The organism is Paraburkholderia sp. J94, assembly GCF_905220285.1.
Taxonomy (GTDB): Bacteria; Pseudomonadota; Gammaproteobacteria; order Burkholderiales; family Burkholderiaceae; genus Paraburkholderia; species Paraburkholderia tropica_A.
This window is the reverse complement of sequence record NZ_CAJMZH010000023.1, coordinates 42,121-57,508: the sequence shown is the minus strand read 5'-3', so window position 1 is coordinate 57,508 and position 15,388 is coordinate 42,121. Positions and strand designations below refer to the sequence as shown.

Sequence of the window (15,388 nt, the reverse complement as noted above, 5' to 3'; positions counted from 1 at the left end):
GACGGTCTCCACAAGAGGCCGTCCGCCTTTTCTTTTGAGGTTTCCAGACGGGTTTTGCCGCGGGCTTTCCCGCGTGGTTTCCGCGAGTTTTCCCGCGAGTTTTCCCTATGGCATCCGTATGTGCGGCAAGCCCTACACGCGCGCGCGTGCGCGCTTACAACGCCAGGGTCCGTCTATATACTTTCAAAATAATTACTTTGCTACACTGGCCGCGATTCTTGCAAAGGAGATCACAGATGAAAATCAAAAAGGCCGCGCTCGTTCTCGCCACTCTCGGTTTGGTCGCCGCGAGTGCCCAGGCGCAGGACTCGGGGACGCTGAAAAAAATCAAGGACACCGGCGTCATTTCGCTGGGCCACCGCGAATCGTCGATCCCGTTTTCCTACTATGACGACAAGCAGAACGTGATCGGCTACTCGCAGGACTTCGCGATGAAAATCGTCGAAGCCGTGAAGCAGAAGCTGAACATGCCGAACCTCAAGGTCAAGATGGTTCCGATCACGTCGCAGAACCGCATTCCGCTCGTGCAGAACGGCACGGTCGACATCGAATGCGGCTCGACCACGAACAACGCGGAACGCCAGCAGCAAGCAGCGTTCACGAACACGATTTTCGTGATCGGCACGCGTCTGATGACCAAGAAGGATTCGGGCATCAAGGATTTCGCCGACCTCAAGGGCAAGACCGTCGTGACGACGGCGGGCACGACCTCCGAGCGTCTGCTGCGCAAGATGAACCAGGACAAGAGCCTGGGCATGAACATCATCAGCGCGAAGGACCACGGCGAGTCGTTCCTGACGCTCTCCACGGGCCGCGCGGTCGCGTTCATGATGGACGACGCACTGCTCGCGGGCGAGCGCGCGAAGTCGAACAATCCGGGCGATTTCGTGATCGTCGGCACGCCGCAATCGCGTGAAGCCTACGGCTGCATGCTGCGCAAGAACGACCCCGAGTTCAAGAAGGTCGCCGACGACGCGATCGCCAAGGTCGAGACCTCGGGCGAAGCCGACGCGATCTACAAGAAGTGGTTCGAGTCGCCGATTCCGCCGAAGGGTCTCAACCTGAACTTCCCGGAAAGCGAAGACATGAAGGCGCTCTACAAGAGCCCCAACGACAAGGCCATCGACTAAGTCCGGTCGCAGCTTTGACCAGCGTTTAGAACGGAACGGAAGAAGCGGCGCTTCTTCCGTTCTTTTTGTTGGAGTATCTTCATGTCCTATCACTGGAACTGGGGCATCTTGCTCAGCCCGGTCTCGACGGGCGAACCCACGACCTACCTCGGCTGGCTCATTTCGGGTCTCTGGGTGACGGTGTCGGTGTCGCTGTGCGCGTGGGTTATCGCGCTCATCGTCGGTTCGATCTTCGGCGTGCTGCGCACGGTGCCGAACACATTCCTCGCGGGTCTCGGCACGGTCTACGTGGCGATCTTCCGCAATATTCCGCTGATCGCGCAGTTCTTTATCTGGTACTTCGTGTTGCCGGAAATCCTGCCGCCCTCGATCGGCAACGCGTTCAAGCAACTGCCGCCCGGCGTGCAGTTCTTCTCGGCGTCGGTGATCTGTCTCGGCCTGTTCACGGCCGCGCGCGTGTGCGAGCAGGTGCGCTCGGGCATCAACGCGCTGCCGCGCGGCCAGCGCGCCGCCGGTCTCGCGATGGGCTTCACGCAATGGCAGACGTACCGCTACGTGCTGCTGCCGGTCGCGTACCGCATCATCGTGCCGCCGCTCACCTCCGAGTTTCTGAACATCTTCAAGAACTCGGCGGTCGCGTCGACCATCGGTCTGCTCGATCTTTCGGCGCAGGCGCGCCAGCTCGTCGACTACACGGCGCAAACCTATGAGTCGTTCATCTCGGTCACGCTCGCCTATGTGCTGATCAACCTGATCGTCATGATGCTGATGCGCTGGGTCGAAGCGAAAAGCCGGCTGCCAGGCTATATCGGAGGCAAGTGATGCATCATTTCGACTGGAGCGGTATTCCGGGCGCACTGCCGACGTTGTGGACCGGCGCCATCGTCACGTTCAAGATCACGGTCTGCGCGATCGTGGTGGGCGTTCTCTGGGGCACGCTGCTCGCGCTCATGCGGCTCTCGGGCGTGAAGCCGCTCGAGTGGTTCTCGAAGGGCTACGTCACGGTGTTCCGCTCGATTCCGCTCGTGATGGTTCTGCTGTGGTTCTTCCTGATCGTGCCGCAGGTGCTGCAGAATCTGCTGGGCCTCTCGCCCGACATCGACATTCGCCTTGCGTCCGCGATGATCGCGTTCTCGCTGTTCGAGGCCGCGTATTATTCGGAAATCATCCGCGCGGGCATTCAGGCGGTGCCGCGCGGGCAGGTGAACGCGTCGTTCGCGCTCGGCATGCGCTATGGCCAGGCGATGCGCTTCGTGGTGCTGCCGCAGGCGTTTCGCGCGATGGTGCCGCTGCTGCTCACGCAGGCCATCGTGCTCTTTCAGGACACCTCGCTCGTCTACGTGATCAGCCTCGCCGACTTCTTCCGCACGTCCGCCAATATCGGTGACCGTGACGGGACGATGGTCGAGATGGTACTGTTCGCGGGCGCATGCTATTTCGTGATCTGCGTGATCGCGTCGAGCCTTGTGAAAGGTCTTCAGAAAAAGGTCGCAAGATGATTTCAATTAAGAACGTATCGAAGTGGTACGGCCAGTTCCAGGTGCTGACCGACTGCACGACGGAAGTGAAGAAGGGCGAAGTCGTGGTCGTGTGCGGCCCGTCGGGTTCGGGCAAGTCGACGCTCATCAAGACCGTCAACGGTCTGGAGCCGTTCCAGCAGGGCGAGATCCTCGTCAACGGCCAGTCGGTGGGCGACAAGCGCACCAATCTCTCGAAGCTGCGCTCGAAGGTGGGCATGGTGTTCCAGCACTTCGAGCTGTTCCCGCATCTGTCGATCACCGAAAACCTCACGCTCGCGCAGGTCAAGGTGCTCGGCCGCAGCAAGGACGAAGCCACCGAAAAGGGCCTCAAGCTGCTCGATCGCGTGGGTCTGCGCGCTCATGCCGACAAATTCCCGGGCCAGCTTTCGGGCGGCCAGCAGCAGCGCGTGGCGATCGCGCGGGCGCTCTCGATGGACCCCATCGCGATGCTGTTCGACGAACCCACCTCGGCGCTCGACCCCGAGATGATCAACGAAGTGCTCGACGTGATGGTCGAACTCGCCCAGGAAGGCATGACCATGATGTGCGTGACGCACGAAATGGGCTTTGCGAAGAAGGTCGCGCACCGCGTGATCTTCATGGACAAGGGCGCCATCGTCGAGGACGACCGCAAGGAAGACTTCTTCGCCAATCCGAAGTCGGATCGCGCGAAGGATTTTCTGGCGAAGATCCTGCACTGATGCGTTGGGCCCGCGCCGGTTATATCGGCTCGGGTTCGCGCTTGCAGCAGCACGGCGGTCAATGAAAAAAGCCGCGCGGCCCTTTGGGCTTGCGCGGCTTTTTTGCGTGCGTGATCGACGATGCGCGATGTTGCGCTGATGAAATCGCGGCCTTATTCGCCCCAGCTCTGCAGCGCGGCGACTGCTTCCGGGTCGACGGCGCCGGGCTGCTGCGCGCACGGCGACACGCGCGAGGCGCTCGCCGACGCGTCCAGCGACGGATTCTTGAGCTTGTCGAGCACCTTCTGCGGCACCGGCACGCTGGTCTGCGCAACGACTTCGCCGTGCTGGAACATCAGCAGGTCGCCGGGCGCGAAACGCGTCCAGACTTCGTTGTCGGTGAGCGGCGCGGTGGCGATCACGGCCACGCGGTCCTCGGGCGTCGTGTATTTCGCGAAGTCGATCGACACGTCGGCATCCACGAGATGCGCGGTGGAGAACGGCCAGCGCCGCACCAGATAGTAAAGATGCGTGGAGCAGTGCGCGAACAGCGCCTGGCCGTTCGACATCAGAAAATTGAACACGCCGAACTGCGTGATCTCGCGCGTGAGCGTTTCGAGCGTGGCGAACAGTTCTTCGAGCGGCGGCTGCGAATTCGGAAACGCCTTGCGCAGCCCTTGCAGCAGCAGGCAGAACGCGCGTTCGCTGTCGGTGGTGCCGACCGGCTGGTAGACGCCCGACATCACCGGATTGAAGTCCTGCAGGTCGCCGTTGTGCGCGAAGATCCAGTGGCGGCCCCACAGCTCGCGCTGGAACGGATGACTGTTCTCCAGCGCGCAACTGCCCTGGGTGGCCTTGCGGATATGCGCGATGGTGTTGCGCGACTTGATGGGGTAGTTCTTCACCATCTCGGCGATCGGCGAGCGCGCCGATGCCTGATTGTCGATGAAGAGGCGGCAGGCCTTGTCCTCGAAGAACGCGATCCCCCAGCCGTCGGCGTGGTGATCAGTGGCGCCGCCGCGCGCCGCGAATCCTGTGAAGGAGAACGTGACGTCCGTCGGCGCGGCGCAGTTCATTCCGAGAAGTTGGCACATGGTGCTGGTGTCGTGCTGCGGGCGAAGCTGGGCGCGTGACCCGGTACAATGATGATTTTCCAAGCATATCACCGGCCCGCTGCGCGCCAATACGAAATTTGTCGGATGCTTTCCGGCCCGGCTCACAAGGCCGCCGCACGGGCATCGGCGATGCGCGTCAGGTCGGGCGCTGTCGTGCGCACGCGACGCCTCGCGTTATCGAGGCGCGATCGAACCTCGGCGCACGCCGCCGCGCGCCGTTACGCGCAGTTACGATATGCCTGGAAGGTACGGAAAGCCGCCGCCGGCGCTCCGATCGATCCCTAGCCGCGCCTCACATCACGCCATGAACGCTTCTTCCCCCACGACCCTCACGCTCTCCCGCCCCGACGACTGGCACCTCCACGTGCGCGACGGCGCGATGCTGGCGGCGGTCCTGCCGCACACGGCGCGCCAGTTCGGCCGCGCGATCATCATGCCGAACCTCAAGCCGCCGGTCACGACGACCGAGCTGGCCGCCGCGTATCGCGACCGCATTCTCGCGGCGCTGCCCGCGGGCATGAAGTTCGAGCCGCTGATGACGCTGTATCTGACCGACAACACGCCGCCCGAGGAAATCCGCCGCGCCAAGGCGAGCGGTTTCGTGCATGGCGTGAAGCTGTATCCGGCGGGCGCGACCACGAATTCGGACGCGGGCGTGACCGACATCCGCAAGTGCGCGAAAACGCTCGAAGCGATGCAGGAAGTGGGCATGCCGCTGCTCGTGCACGGCGAGGTGACGAGCGCCGACATCGACCTGTTCGACCGCGAGAAAGTCTTCATCGACCGCGTGATGACGCCGCTGCGCCGCGATTTCCCGGGCCTGAAGGTGGTGTTCGAGCACATCACGACGAAGGACGCCGTCGATTACATCCGCGCCGATAACGCCGCGCCCGGCCTGCTCGGCGCGACCATCACGGCGCACCATCTGCTCTACAACCGCAACGCGATTTTCCAGGGCGGTATCCGTCCGCACTATTACTGTCTGCCGGTTCTCAAGCGCGAGACGCATCGCGTGGCGCTGGTCGAAGCGGCCACGTCGGGCGACGCGCGCTTCTTCCTCGGCACCGACAGCGCGCCGCACGCGAAGGGCCTGAAGGAGCACGCCTGCGGCTGCGCGGGCTGCTACACGGCGCTGCACGCGCTGGAGCTTTACGCCGAAGCGTTCGACAACGCGGGCGCGCTCGACAAGCTCGAAGGCTTCGCGAGCTTCTTCGGCGCGGACTTCTACGGCCTGCCGCGCAGCGCCGAAAAGGTCACGCTGCGTCGCGAAGACTGGACGCTGCCCGCCGAAGTGCTGGCCGGCGACGTGCCCGTCGTGCCGCTGCGCGGCGGCGAGACGATCGGCTGGAAGCTGGTTTGAGTTTGACGCCCGGTGCGACGCCTGGTGTGACACCGCAGACGCTCGATGCGCACGCATCGACCGCGGCGCGCGCCGGGTCCGCCGCATCCCAGAAGCGCCGTCTGCCCGAAGGCAGTTTCGCCGACATCGACTGGGCGCACCCGTGGTTCGCCCAGCACGAAGCGCGCGGGCGGCGCTGGCAGCAGGCCGCGCTGGCGGGCTACGCGCGCTATCTGGAAGAACTGAACGCCGATGCGCGCGCGGCCGGTCATCGCACCGGACGCGGCGAGGCGCTCGGCTTCATCGCTCAGGACGATCTGCCCGAGGGCGCGTCCTACGAAGGGCATATCGCCGCGACGGGCGGCGTGCCCACGCGCCACAACCTCCACGACTTCTTCAACGCGCTGCACTGGTTTGCGTTTCCGCGCATCAAGGCGGCGCTCAACGCGCGCCAGGCGGCGGCGATCGACGTGTTCGGCGTCGGCCCGACGCGCGGCGGCGTGCGCGACGCGCTCACGCTGTTCGACGAAAACGCCGTGCTGTTCGCGTCGGCCGATCCGGCGCTCACGCAGGCCTTGCGCGGTTTCGACTGGCGCGCGCTGTTCGTGTCGGGGCGCGCGCTGTGGGAACCGGCGATCGGCGAAACGCTGGACGGCGCGGCGCGCTGCGAAGTGCGCGTGTTCGGCCACGCGCTGCTCGAAAAACTCATCGCGCCGTATGCCGCGTGCACGGCGCACGCTTGGGTGGTCGAGGTGCCGCAGGCCTATTTCACATGGCCGCGCGCCGAGCGCAACGCGTTTCTCGACGCCACGGTCAGCGCCGAACTCGCCGCCGCCACGCAGTTGAGCGGGCGCAGCTTCGCGCCGCTGCCGGTGCTGGGCATTCCCGGCTGGTGGGCGCCCAACGAAGACGCCGCGTTCTACGACGACACCTCCGTGTTCCGCCCCGGCCGGCGCGCGCGCTGAATCGTCCCGGGTTGGTCCCGGCATCGCCCCGGCGCGGCGGGCACAGTCGGCGCGACCGTGCTAAGATCGCGCCTCGCAAAGTAGGCCAGGCAGTCGCGGCCCCGAGGTTTCGGCCAAGGGGGCGAGGAAAGTCCGGACTCCACAGGGCAGGGTGATGGCTAACGGCCATCCGTGGCGACACGCGGAACAGGGCAACAGAGAACAGACCGCCGATGGCCCGATTTCGGTCGGGATCAGGTAAGGGTGAAACGGTGCGGTAAGAGCGCACCGCGTCTGCGGTGACGTAGACGGCACGGTAACCTCCACCCGGAGCAATTCCAAGTAGGCAGGCGCGCATCTTCGGGATGCAGGATGGGGCCCCCATTTCGTCTGCGGGTAGGAAGCTTGAGCGCGTCAGCAATGGCGCGCCTAGAGGAATGGCTGCCACGCGCGGCGCGTCTTCGGATGCGGCGCGTGCACAGAATCCGGCTTATCGGCCTGCTTTGCCGCCTCATATCGACAAAAAGCCGGCGCGGTTCATTGAGAACCGCGCCGGCTTTTTCATTTCCCGACGTCCGGATCGTGTGACTCGCCCGGATCGCGCGAGTCGTGCGTGTCTTACGCCGCGACGATCTCGAACGAGTGCGTGATCTCGGCGGTCTTGCCGATCATGATCGACGCCGAGCAGTACTTGTCGTGCGACAGGTTGATCGCGCGTTCCACGGTGGCCGGGTTCAGGTTCTTGCCGGTCACGGTGAAGTGGAAGTGGATCTTCGTGAACACCTTGGGGTCTTCGCTCGCGCGGTCGGCCTTGAGCGTGACGCTGCAGCCGCTGACTTCCTGGCGGCTTTTCTTCAGGATCAGCACCACGTCGTAGGCCGTGCAGCCGCCCGTACCGAGCAGCACCATTTCCATCGGGCGCGGCGCGAGGTTGTGGCCGCCGCCTTCCGGTGCGCCGTCCATGTTGACGAGGTGGCCGCTGCCCGTTTCGGCGGCGAACGCCATGCCGTCCTGACCCATCCAGCTAACTTTGCATTCCATGCGCTTTGCCTCAGCTCAATATTCTTGATTCAGCCGGCATTGTAGCCCGCGCCTTACAGGTATGTCCGGGGGGACATGGCGCGCGCGGCTTATGCCCGTGACTTGAATGTTGCGGCGCGACATCTCACGAACAAGAGGGATTTCCCTGATGCAATTAGGGGATTCGTTCTAGTCAAAGCGCCCCGGTCCGCGGATGAAATTTCTCAACATATTGATTTTTATGGGAAACACCCGCGCTGCGTCGTGGATTTACCATTTCACATTATGGTTTCGTCTTTCGCGATACGAATTTCCTTGCGCCGCACAAGGCCGATCCGTATAATTCGTCACATTGGTTGTCGTGCTTCACGACACCTCAGCATGTCTCCTCCACCCTCCTCCAAAAGGTGGATTAAGCCCGAGCCAACAACGCTTGGGCTTTTTTTCGTCCGCGTTTTTCAGGGCGATTCCCGTGCGTCATCGCGCGCATCCGGCCCCGCATCCGGCATGGCGCCGACCGCCGTCAGCAGAAAGTCCGTACGATTTTTGACCGCTGGCCAAATTTCCCTTTATAATCCGAGGTTCCCCGCATTCATGCCCGCGGGAGAAATCAGGGAGAGCCTGCGCCGGCGCCAACGAGTGCCATTACACAAGCAGGACCGAATCAGGGCACAAGTTATTTTTTTGGATCGATCATGAAGACTTTTTCCGCCAAGGCACATGAAGTGCAGCGCGAATGGTACGTGATTGACGCGACGGATAAGGTTCTCGGCCGTGTCGCCAGCGAAGTGGCGCGCCGTCTTCGCGGCAAACACAAGCCTGAGTTCACCCCGCACGTCGACACTGGCGATTTCATCGTCATCATCAACGCCGGCAAGCTGAAGGTCACGGGCAACAAGACCACGGACAAGAAGTACTACCGTCACTCGGGTTACCCGGGCGGTATCTACGAAACGACGTTTGGCAAGATGCAAGAACGCTTCCCGGGCCGCGCGCTCGAGAAGGCTGTTAAGGGCATGCTGCCGAAGGGCCCCCTGGGCTACGCGATGATCAAGAAGCTCAAGGTCTACGCAGACGCAACGCATCCGCACTCGGCTCAACAGCCGAAGGCGCTCGAGATCTAAGGGGAGCCCACATGATCGGTAACTGGAATTACGGTACGGGCCGCCGCAAGAGCGCCGTCGCTCGCGTCTTCATCAAGTCGGGCAAGGGCGACATCATCGTCAACGGTAAGCCCATCGCTGACTACTTCTCGCGCGAAACGTCGCTGATGATCGTGCGTCAACCGCTGGAACTCACGAACCACGGCGCGACGTTCGACATCAAGGTGAACGTGAACGGCGGCGGCGAAACCGGCCAGGCCGGCGCAGTTCGCCACGGCATCACGCGCGCGCTGATGGACTACGACGCAACGCTCAAGCCGGCACTGTCGCAAGCTGGCTTCGTGACGCGTGACGCACGTGAAGTGGAACGTAAGAAGGTCGGTTTCCACAAGGCACGTCGCCGCAAGCAGTTCTCGAAGCGTTAATCGCGCTTTGGCGTGCGCTCCTCGCGGAAGCGCACGTTGCTGCAAAAACCGCCTCGCGCACTCGTGCGCCGGGCGGTTTTTTCGTTTACGGGACGAGCCCCTATTCGAGATATGCATCAAGAATGCGGCGAGAAACCCTTGATTTCCTGGGCTTAAGCACGATCTCAGGAACAGCCCTACAATAGCGGCTAGAAGCTTTTTTGGAGAGTTCGAATGAACGCTGTCACCGAGACCCCCGTGACTGAAATGCCCGGTCCCTTCGTTTTTACCGACGCAGCGGCTGACAAGGTCAAGCAACTGATCGACGAGGAAGGCAACCCGGAGCTGAAGCTGCGCGTGTTCGTGCAAGGCGGCGGCTGCTCGGGCTTCCAGTACGGATTCACGTTCGACGAGACCGTCAACGAAGACGACACCGTGATGAACAAGAACGGCGTCCAGTTGCTGATCGACTCGATGAGCTATCAGTACCTCGTCGGCGCTGAGATCGACTACAAGGACGATCTGAACGGCGCGCAATTCGTCATCAAGAATCCGAACGCCTCGACCACCTGTGGTTGCGGCTCGTCGTTCTCGGTCTGAGCGAAGCGCAGCAGGCATAAAAAAACGGGGCTTCATGCCCCGTTTTCTCGTTTACGTCCGCGATTTCTTGCTGATCGTGCGCCGATTTCGCGCAACACGCCTCAGCGCGGATAAATCGCTCCCAGCACGCGCTCGCCCGCCGCGCCCGTGACCGCCGGCAGATTGCCCGGTTCGCGCGCTACGCAGCGCATCGCCAGCCACGCGAACGCGAGCGGCTCCACCTGCTGCGGCGGCACGCCGAGCGCCTCGGTCGTCATGACCGGCACGCCGGCCACGCCGCCCGTCTCCAGCGCCTTGTGCAGCGCATCCATCAGCACCGGATTGCGCGCGCCGCCGCCGCACACGTACACTGCGCGGCAGTCGCCCGCGTGGCGCTCGATCTCGCGCGCGACGCTCACGGCAGTGAGTGCGACCAGCGTCGCCTGCACGTCGGCGGGCGCGAGCGTGCTGAAATCCTTCAGTTTGGCGTCGAGCCACTGTGCGTTGAACAGGTCGCGGCCCGTGCTCTTGGGCGGCTGCTGCTCGAAAAACGGCTCGTCGAGCAGGGCGTTCAGCAAGGGCTGATTCAGCGTGCCGCTGGCCGCGAACTGGCCGTTCTCGTCGTAGGGCTTGCCCAGATGCCGCTCGGACCAGAGGTCGAGCAGCGCGTTGGCCGGACCGCAGTCGAAGCCGCGCACCGAGCCCGTGGCGTCCAGAATCGTGATGTTGCTGATGCCGCCCAGATTGCAGACGACGCGCGTTTCCTCCTGCGAGCCGAACAGCGTCGCGTGGAACGCGGGCACGAGCGGCGCGCCCTGGCCGCCCGAGGCGACGTCGCGGCTGCGGAAGTCGGCGATCACGTCGATGTGCGCGAGTTCGGCGAGCAGCGCGGGATTCTGGATCTGCACCGTGAAGCCTTTTTCGGGCCGATGCCGGATGGTCTGGCCGTGCGCGCCGATCGCGCGCACCTCGCTCGCGTTCAGGTTGCCCGCGCGCAGCAGTTCGTGACAGCACACGGCGTAGCGCGCCGCGAGCGCGTTGCCCGCGAGCGACGCGCGCTCGATCTCGTTTTCGCCGGGCTGTTGCAGCGAAAAGAGCGCCTCGCGCAGCCCCTGCGCAAAGCCGACGAACGCCTCGGCCAGCACGACCGGCCGCTGACCCTGCTCGAACCGCACGGCGATGCCGTCCACGCCGTCCATGCTGGTGCCCGACATCAGGCCGAAATACACGCCGTCGGCGGGATGTGCGCTGTCTTTTCGTGCTTCGCGTGGCGCCACGTTGTGCTCCTCTCGGAAAGGCAAAGAAGGGAATCTGACGGAGATTATCGGGGCAATAGCCATTCGGCGTAAGCCGATCGGATGAATTGAGCGGATCGGCGCGATATGCGACCCTGCATGGAGTTCGCGAGTGCTGCGCAAAGCCCCGCCCGGCGTGAAAAAAGCCGCCGCGCCGCCGCGATCCTCGGCCCTGTCAGTCGAATCACGTAAAATCCCGGTCTAGACCCAGACCTAACGCAATCCAAACGATCGAAGCATGAGCACCGATTCCACTCCAAACAGCGGCGCCAAAACCGCCTTTCCGGTCACCGACGAAGTTCGTCACGCGCTCGCCGTCACGAAGCGCGGCGTCGACGAACTGCTGATCGAAGAAGAATTCGAGCAGAAGCTCGCGAAAAGCGCGGCCACCGGCAAGCCGCTGCGCATCAAGCTCGGCCTCGATCCGACCGCGCCCGACATCCACATCGGCCATACGGTCGTGCTGAACAAGATGCGCCAGCTGCAGGATCTCGGCCACAACGTGATCTTCCTGATCGGCGACTTCACCTCGCTGATCGGCGACCCGTCGGGCCGCAATGCCACGCGTCCGCCGCTCACGCGCGAGCAGATCGAGTCGAACGCCAAGACCTACTTCGAGCAGGCCGCGCTCGTGCTCGACCGCGAAAAGACCGAGATCCGCTACAACAGCGAATGGTCGATGCCGCTCGGCGCCGACGGCATGATCAAGCTCGCGTCGCGCTACACGGTCGCGCGCATTCTGGAGCGCGAGGACTTCACCAAGCGCTTCCAGAGCGGCGTGCCGATCTCGATCCACGAATTCCTGTACCCGCTGATGCAGGGTTACGACTCGGTCGCGCTCAACGCCGACCTCGAACTCGGCGGCACGGACCAGAAGTTCAACCTGCTGGTCGGCCGCGAATTGCAGAAGCAGTACGGCCAGGAACAGCAGTGCATCTTGACGATGCCGCTGCTCGAAGGCCTCGACGGCGTCGAGAAGATGTCGAAGTCGAAGAACAACTACGTCGGTATCAGCGAGAAGCCGAACGACATGTTCGGCAAGCTGATGTCGATCTCGGACACGCTGATGTGGCGTTACTTCACGCTGCTCTCGTTCCGTCCGCTGGCCGAGATCGAAGGCTTCAAGCGTGAGATCGAGGCGGGCCGCAATCCGCGCGATTTCAAGGTGCTGCTCGCGCAGGAAATCGTCGCGCGCTTCCATTCGCAGGGCGACGCCGAGCGCGCGCTCGAAGACTTCAACCACCGCGCGAAGGGCGGCGTGCCGGACGACATTCCGTCGGTCACGCTCGCGGGCGCGCCGCTGGCCATCGGCCAGCTGCTCAAGCAGGCGGGCCTCGTGCCGTCGACCAGCGAAGCGCTGCGCAATATCGAGCAGGGCGGCGTGAAGATCGACGGCGCCACCGTGTCCGACAAGGGCCTGAAGGTCGAAGCGGGCGAGTTCATCGTGCAGGTCGGCAAGCGCCGCTTCGCGCGCGTGACGCTGACCGCGTGATGGCGCATTCGGGCTGGAACGGCGTGCGCGTGTCGAAGGCGCGCGCACGATGATCGCGCTGATTCAACGCGTGCGCCGCGCGCAGGTGGACGTCGAAGGGCGCGTGACCGGCGCGATCGGCCAGGGGCTGCTCGCGCTCGTTTGCGCGGAGCGCGGCGACACCGAGGCGAACGCCGACAAGCTGCTCGCGAAGTTGCTGGGCTACCGCGTCTTCAGCGACGCGGCGGGCAAGATGAATCTGCCGGTGCAGAACATCGACGGCAACGGCACGGCGGGCGGGCTGCTGCTGGTTTCGCAGTTCACGCTGGCCGCCGATACGAACAGCGGCCTGCGTCCGAGCTTCACGCCGGCCGCGCCGCCCGACGAGGGCCGCCGCCTGTTCGACTATTTCGTCGCGGCGGCGCGCGCGAAGCACCCTGTGGTGGAGACCGGCGAATTCGGCGCCGACATGCAGGTGTCGCTCGTCAACGACGGTCCCGTGACGTTCTGGCTTCAGGTGCCGTCAGGTGCGTAACGACGCATCCACAGGCACTCGCAACTAACAGCGGTTTTCCGCTTCGCTATTTCATCGCCGACTCATGACCACGCAGATTCTCTTCATCCGTCACGGTGAAACCGCCTGGAACCGCATCAAGCGCATCCAGGGGCATATCGACATTCCGCTCGCTGAAAGCGGTGTCGAGCAGGCACAGCGGCTCGCCGCGAAGATCGCGCAAGCAGCGCAAGCCGGTGTGCGGCTCGATGCGGTCTGGTCCAGCGATCTGATGCGCGCGCAACAAACGGCGCAACCGATCGCCGACGCGCTCGGCCTGCCGCTGCAACTGACCGAAGGCGTGCGCGAGCGCAACTACGGCGCGTTCCAGGGCCACGACAGCGACGAGATCGCCGAGCGCTTCCCCGACGAATACGCGCACTGGCAAACGCGCGATCCCGGTTTCGAGCCGCCCGAGGGCGAGTCGCAGCGCGCGTTCTATCACCGCGTGCTGCATGCGCTGGAGCCGATCCTCGCGAAGCATCCCGAAGGCCGCATCGCGGTCGTCGCGCACGGCGGCGTGCTCGATTGCATCTACCGTTTCGCCAACAGCATCGAGCTTGCTGCGCCGCGCGCGTGGCCCTTGCTGAACACGAGCGTCAATGTCGTCGATTTCACGCGCGACGGCGGCGTGACGCACGCGCAAGTCGTCAATTGGGGCGATGTCTCGCATCTGCCTTCGGCCAGCGACGACGACGGCCTCAAGCGCGCGACCTGAGCGCGTTTTTTCGCACTTGTCCTCTCGTCGGGCCGTCCGGCCCGGCAAGCTGCTCCCGGCTATCTCCAGCGTCTGCGTCAAACGGCTTACCCGCCTCTTTCACCGGCTTTCCAAAGGCCAACCGCAAAGCGGGGGCGCCTGATACCATTCATCCGACCTTTGTGCTTTGTCGCACCGGTGGGGCCTCGTCGCGATTTCCCGTGTTTCGGGCGATGGCATCGAGCGCCGGCCGCGCGTTGATGAGGGACGCGCGCGCACCACGGGCAGGCGGTGCCGACGAAGCCAGGGTTGCATACGAAAGGCTGTTCCCAGAACAAATCGCAGGAGATTTTCAATGACGTTCAAGCTTCACAAGCTGTTGCCGGTGAGCGCCGCCGTGGTGGCGTTCGGTGCGATGTGCGCAAATGCGTCCGCGGACCAGGTCGTCAAGATCGGTCACGTCGGTCCGCTCACGGGCGGTTCCGCGCACCTCGGCAAGGACAACGAAAACGGCGCGCGCCTCGCCATCGAAGAAATCAACGCCAAGGGGCTGACGATCGGCGGCCAGAAGATCACGCTCGCGCTCGACGGTCAGGACGACGGCGCCGACCCGCGCCAGGCCACCCAGGTTGCGCAGAAGCTCGTCGACGACAAGGTCGTCGCCGTGATCGGCCATCTGAATTCGGGCGCGTCGATTCCCGCCTCGAAGATCTACAGCGACGCGGGCATCGTGCAGATCTCGCCGTCGTCGACGAATCCGTCCTACACGCAGCAGGGCTTCAAGACAACGTACCGCGTGGTCGCCACCGATGCGCAGCAAGGTCCGGCGCTCGCCGACTACGCGCTCAAGAGCCTGAACGTGAAGACCGTCGCCGTGGTCGACGACTCGACCGCCTACGGCCAGGGCCTCGCGAACGAGTTCGAGAAGACCGCGAAATCGCTCGGCATGAAGGTCGTCTCGCACGACGCGACCAACGACAAGGCCGTCGATTTCCGCGCGATTCTCACCAAGATCAAGGGCGAGAACCCGGACGCGATCATGTACGGCGGCATGGATTCGACCGGCGGCCCGTTCGCCAAGCAGGCGCGCCAGCTCGGCCTGCGCGCGAAGGTGCTGGCGGGCGACGGCGTGTGCACGGAAAGCCTCGCGCAGCTCGCGGGCGCGGCGGCCGACAACATCGTCTGCTCGCAGGCCGGCATGGCGCTCGAACGCATGGACGGCGGCGCGGCGTTCTCGGCGAAGTATCAGAAGCGCTTCGGCCATCCGGTCGAATACGATGCGCCGTTCACCTACGACGCGGTGTACATCGTCGTCGATGCGATGAAGCGCGCGAACTCGACCGATCACGCGAAGATCCTCGCGGAAATCCCGACCACGAACTACAAGGGCGTGATTGGCGAGACGGCGTTCGATGCGAAGGGCGACCTGAAGCACGGCGTGATCTCGCTCTACAACTACAAGGCGGGCAAGAAGACGCTGCTCGACGTGGTGAAGATGTAAGCGCGCATCACGTTGCATCACGTCGCGTCACGCCGTG

Annotated in this window: 16 protein-coding genes and 1 other RNA gene; 14 read left to right on the top strand and 3 right to left on the bottom strand. The window is 64.0% G+C overall.

The window, feature by feature from the left end; genetic code table 11:
• The first annotated feature begins 236 nt into the window (after positions 1-236).
• From U4Y88_RS34785 to U4Y88_RS34770, 4 genes are all read left to right on the top strand, one after another.
• Positions 237-1,130: a glutamate/aspartate ABC transporter substrate-binding protein gene (locus U4Y88_RS34785; protein WP_224004709.1), complete on the top strand. Its 894-nt coding sequence runs from the start codon at positions 237-239 to the stop codon at positions 1,128-1,130.
• An 81-nt stretch (positions 1,131-1,211) separates the two neighbouring features.
• Positions 1,212-1,952: an amino acid ABC transporter permease gene (locus tag U4Y88_RS34780; protein ID WP_224004712.1), complete on the top strand. Its 741-nt coding sequence runs from the start codon at positions 1,212-1,214 to the stop codon at positions 1,950-1,952.
• Positions 1,952-2,629 carry a glutamate/aspartate ABC transporter permease GltK gene (gltK, locus tag U4Y88_RS34775; protein WP_224004715.1) on the top strand — a complete coding sequence of 226 codons (678 nt, stop codon included), beginning with the start codon at positions 1,952-1,954 and terminating at the stop codon, positions 2,627-2,629. The genes U4Y88_RS34780 and gltK overlap by 1 nt, the downstream gene beginning before the upstream one ends.
• Positions 2,626-3,351 (top strand): amino acid ABC transporter ATP-binding protein, encoded by a 726-nt coding sequence (locus tag U4Y88_RS34770; protein ID WP_310632326.1) that lies wholly within the window; start codon positions 2,626-2,628, stop codon positions 3,349-3,351. Before gltK ends, U4Y88_RS34770 begins: the two co-directional genes overlap by 4 nt.
• 152 nt (positions 3,352-3,503) lie before the next feature.
• Here U4Y88_RS34770 and U4Y88_RS34765 read toward each other — a convergent pair whose 3' ends face one another.
• Positions 3,504-4,424 (bottom strand): class II glutamine amidotransferase, encoded by a 921-nt coding sequence (locus U4Y88_RS34765; RefSeq protein ID WP_321789401.1) that lies wholly within the window; start codon positions 4,422-4,424, stop codon positions 3,504-3,506.
• Between the two features lie 325 nt (positions 4,425-4,749).
• On the opposite strand from U4Y88_RS34765, the gene pyrC reads away from it, so the two are divergent.
• From pyrC to rnpB, 3 genes are all read left to right on the top strand, one after another.
• Positions 4,750-5,805 (top strand): dihydroorotase, encoded by a 1,056-nt coding sequence (gene pyrC / locus U4Y88_RS34760; protein WP_321789399.1) that lies wholly within the window; start codon positions 4,750-4,752, stop codon positions 5,803-5,805.
• The gene (locus U4Y88_RS34755) at positions 5,802-6,749 is read left to right on the top strand and encodes a DUF3025 domain-containing protein (RefSeq protein WP_415774539.1); all 948 of its coding nucleotides are present in this window, start codon (positions 5,802-5,804) and stop codon (positions 6,747-6,749) included. Before pyrC ends, U4Y88_RS34755 begins: the two co-directional genes overlap by 4 nt.
• Before the next feature lie 77 nt (positions 6,750-6,826).
• Positions 6,827-7,237: RNase P RNA component class A (gene rnpB / locus U4Y88_RS34750), an RNA gene on the top strand.
• A 109-nt stretch (positions 7,238-7,346) separates the two neighbouring features.
• On the opposite strand, the gene U4Y88_RS34745 is transcribed toward rnpB, so the two are convergent.
• Positions 7,347-7,769: an OsmC family protein gene (locus tag U4Y88_RS34745; protein WP_065065131.1), complete on the bottom strand. Its 423-nt coding sequence runs from the start codon at positions 7,767-7,769 to the stop codon at positions 7,347-7,349.
• Positions 7,770-8,443: 674 nt separating this feature from the next.
• Between U4Y88_RS34745 and rplM the strand changes: the two genes are divergently transcribed.
• The 3 genes from rplM (at position 8,444) to erpA (ending at position 9,855) form a co-directional block, all read left to right on the top strand.
• Complete coding sequence (gene rplM, locus U4Y88_RS34740; RefSeq protein ID WP_065065130.1) at positions 8,444-8,872, top strand: 50S ribosomal protein L13; 429 nt, start codon at positions 8,444-8,446, stop codon at positions 8,870-8,872.
• 11 nt (positions 8,873-8,883) lie between these two features.
• On the top strand, positions 8,884-9,276 hold the full coding sequence (gene rpsI, locus U4Y88_RS34735) for a 30S ribosomal protein S9 (protein ID WP_065065129.1): 393 nt from the start codon (positions 8,884-8,886) through the stop codon (positions 9,274-9,276).
• Positions 9,277-9,489: 213 nt separating this feature from the next.
• On the top strand, positions 9,490-9,855 hold the full coding sequence (gene erpA, locus U4Y88_RS34730; RefSeq protein ID WP_065065128.1) for an iron-sulfur cluster insertion protein ErpA: 366 nt from the start codon (positions 9,490-9,492) through the stop codon (positions 9,853-9,855).
• A gap of 101 nt (positions 9,856-9,956) precedes the next feature.
• On the opposite strand, the gene U4Y88_RS34725 is transcribed toward erpA, so the two are convergent.
• Complete coding sequence (locus tag U4Y88_RS34725; RefSeq protein ID WP_415774538.1) at positions 9,957-11,174, bottom strand: anhydro-N-acetylmuramic acid kinase; 1,218 nt, start codon at positions 11,172-11,174, stop codon at positions 9,957-9,959.
• A 193-nt stretch (positions 11,175-11,367) separates the two neighbouring features.
• Here U4Y88_RS34725 and tyrS point away from each other — a divergent pair, with 193 nt between their 5' ends.
• The 4 genes from tyrS to U4Y88_RS34705 all read left to right on the top strand — a co-directional run bounded on the left by tyrS (position 11,368) and on the right by U4Y88_RS34705 (position 15,351).
• A complete protein-coding gene (gene tyrS, locus U4Y88_RS34720; protein ID WP_224004732.1) occupies positions 11,368-12,621 on the top strand; it encodes a tyrosine--tRNA ligase in 1,254 nt (417 codons plus the stop codon).
• A 49-nt stretch (positions 12,622-12,670) separates the two neighbouring features.
• The gene (gene dtd, locus U4Y88_RS34715) at positions 12,671-13,135 is read left to right on the top strand and encodes a D-aminoacyl-tRNA deacylase (RefSeq protein ID WP_224004735.1); all 465 of its coding nucleotides are present in this window, start codon (positions 12,671-12,673) and stop codon (positions 13,133-13,135) included.
• Positions 13,136-13,199: 64 nt separating this feature from the next.
• Positions 13,200-13,871: a histidine phosphatase family protein gene (locus U4Y88_RS34710; RefSeq protein ID WP_321789398.1), complete on the top strand. Its 672-nt coding sequence runs from the start codon at positions 13,200-13,202 to the stop codon at positions 13,869-13,871.
• Positions 13,872-14,205: 334 nt separating this feature from the next.
• On the top strand, positions 14,206-15,351 hold the full coding sequence (locus U4Y88_RS34705; protein ID WP_224004754.1) for a branched-chain amino acid ABC transporter substrate-binding protein: 1,146 nt from the start codon (positions 14,206-14,208) through the stop codon (positions 15,349-15,351).
• The last annotated feature ends 37 nt before the right edge of the window (positions 15,352-15,388 follow it).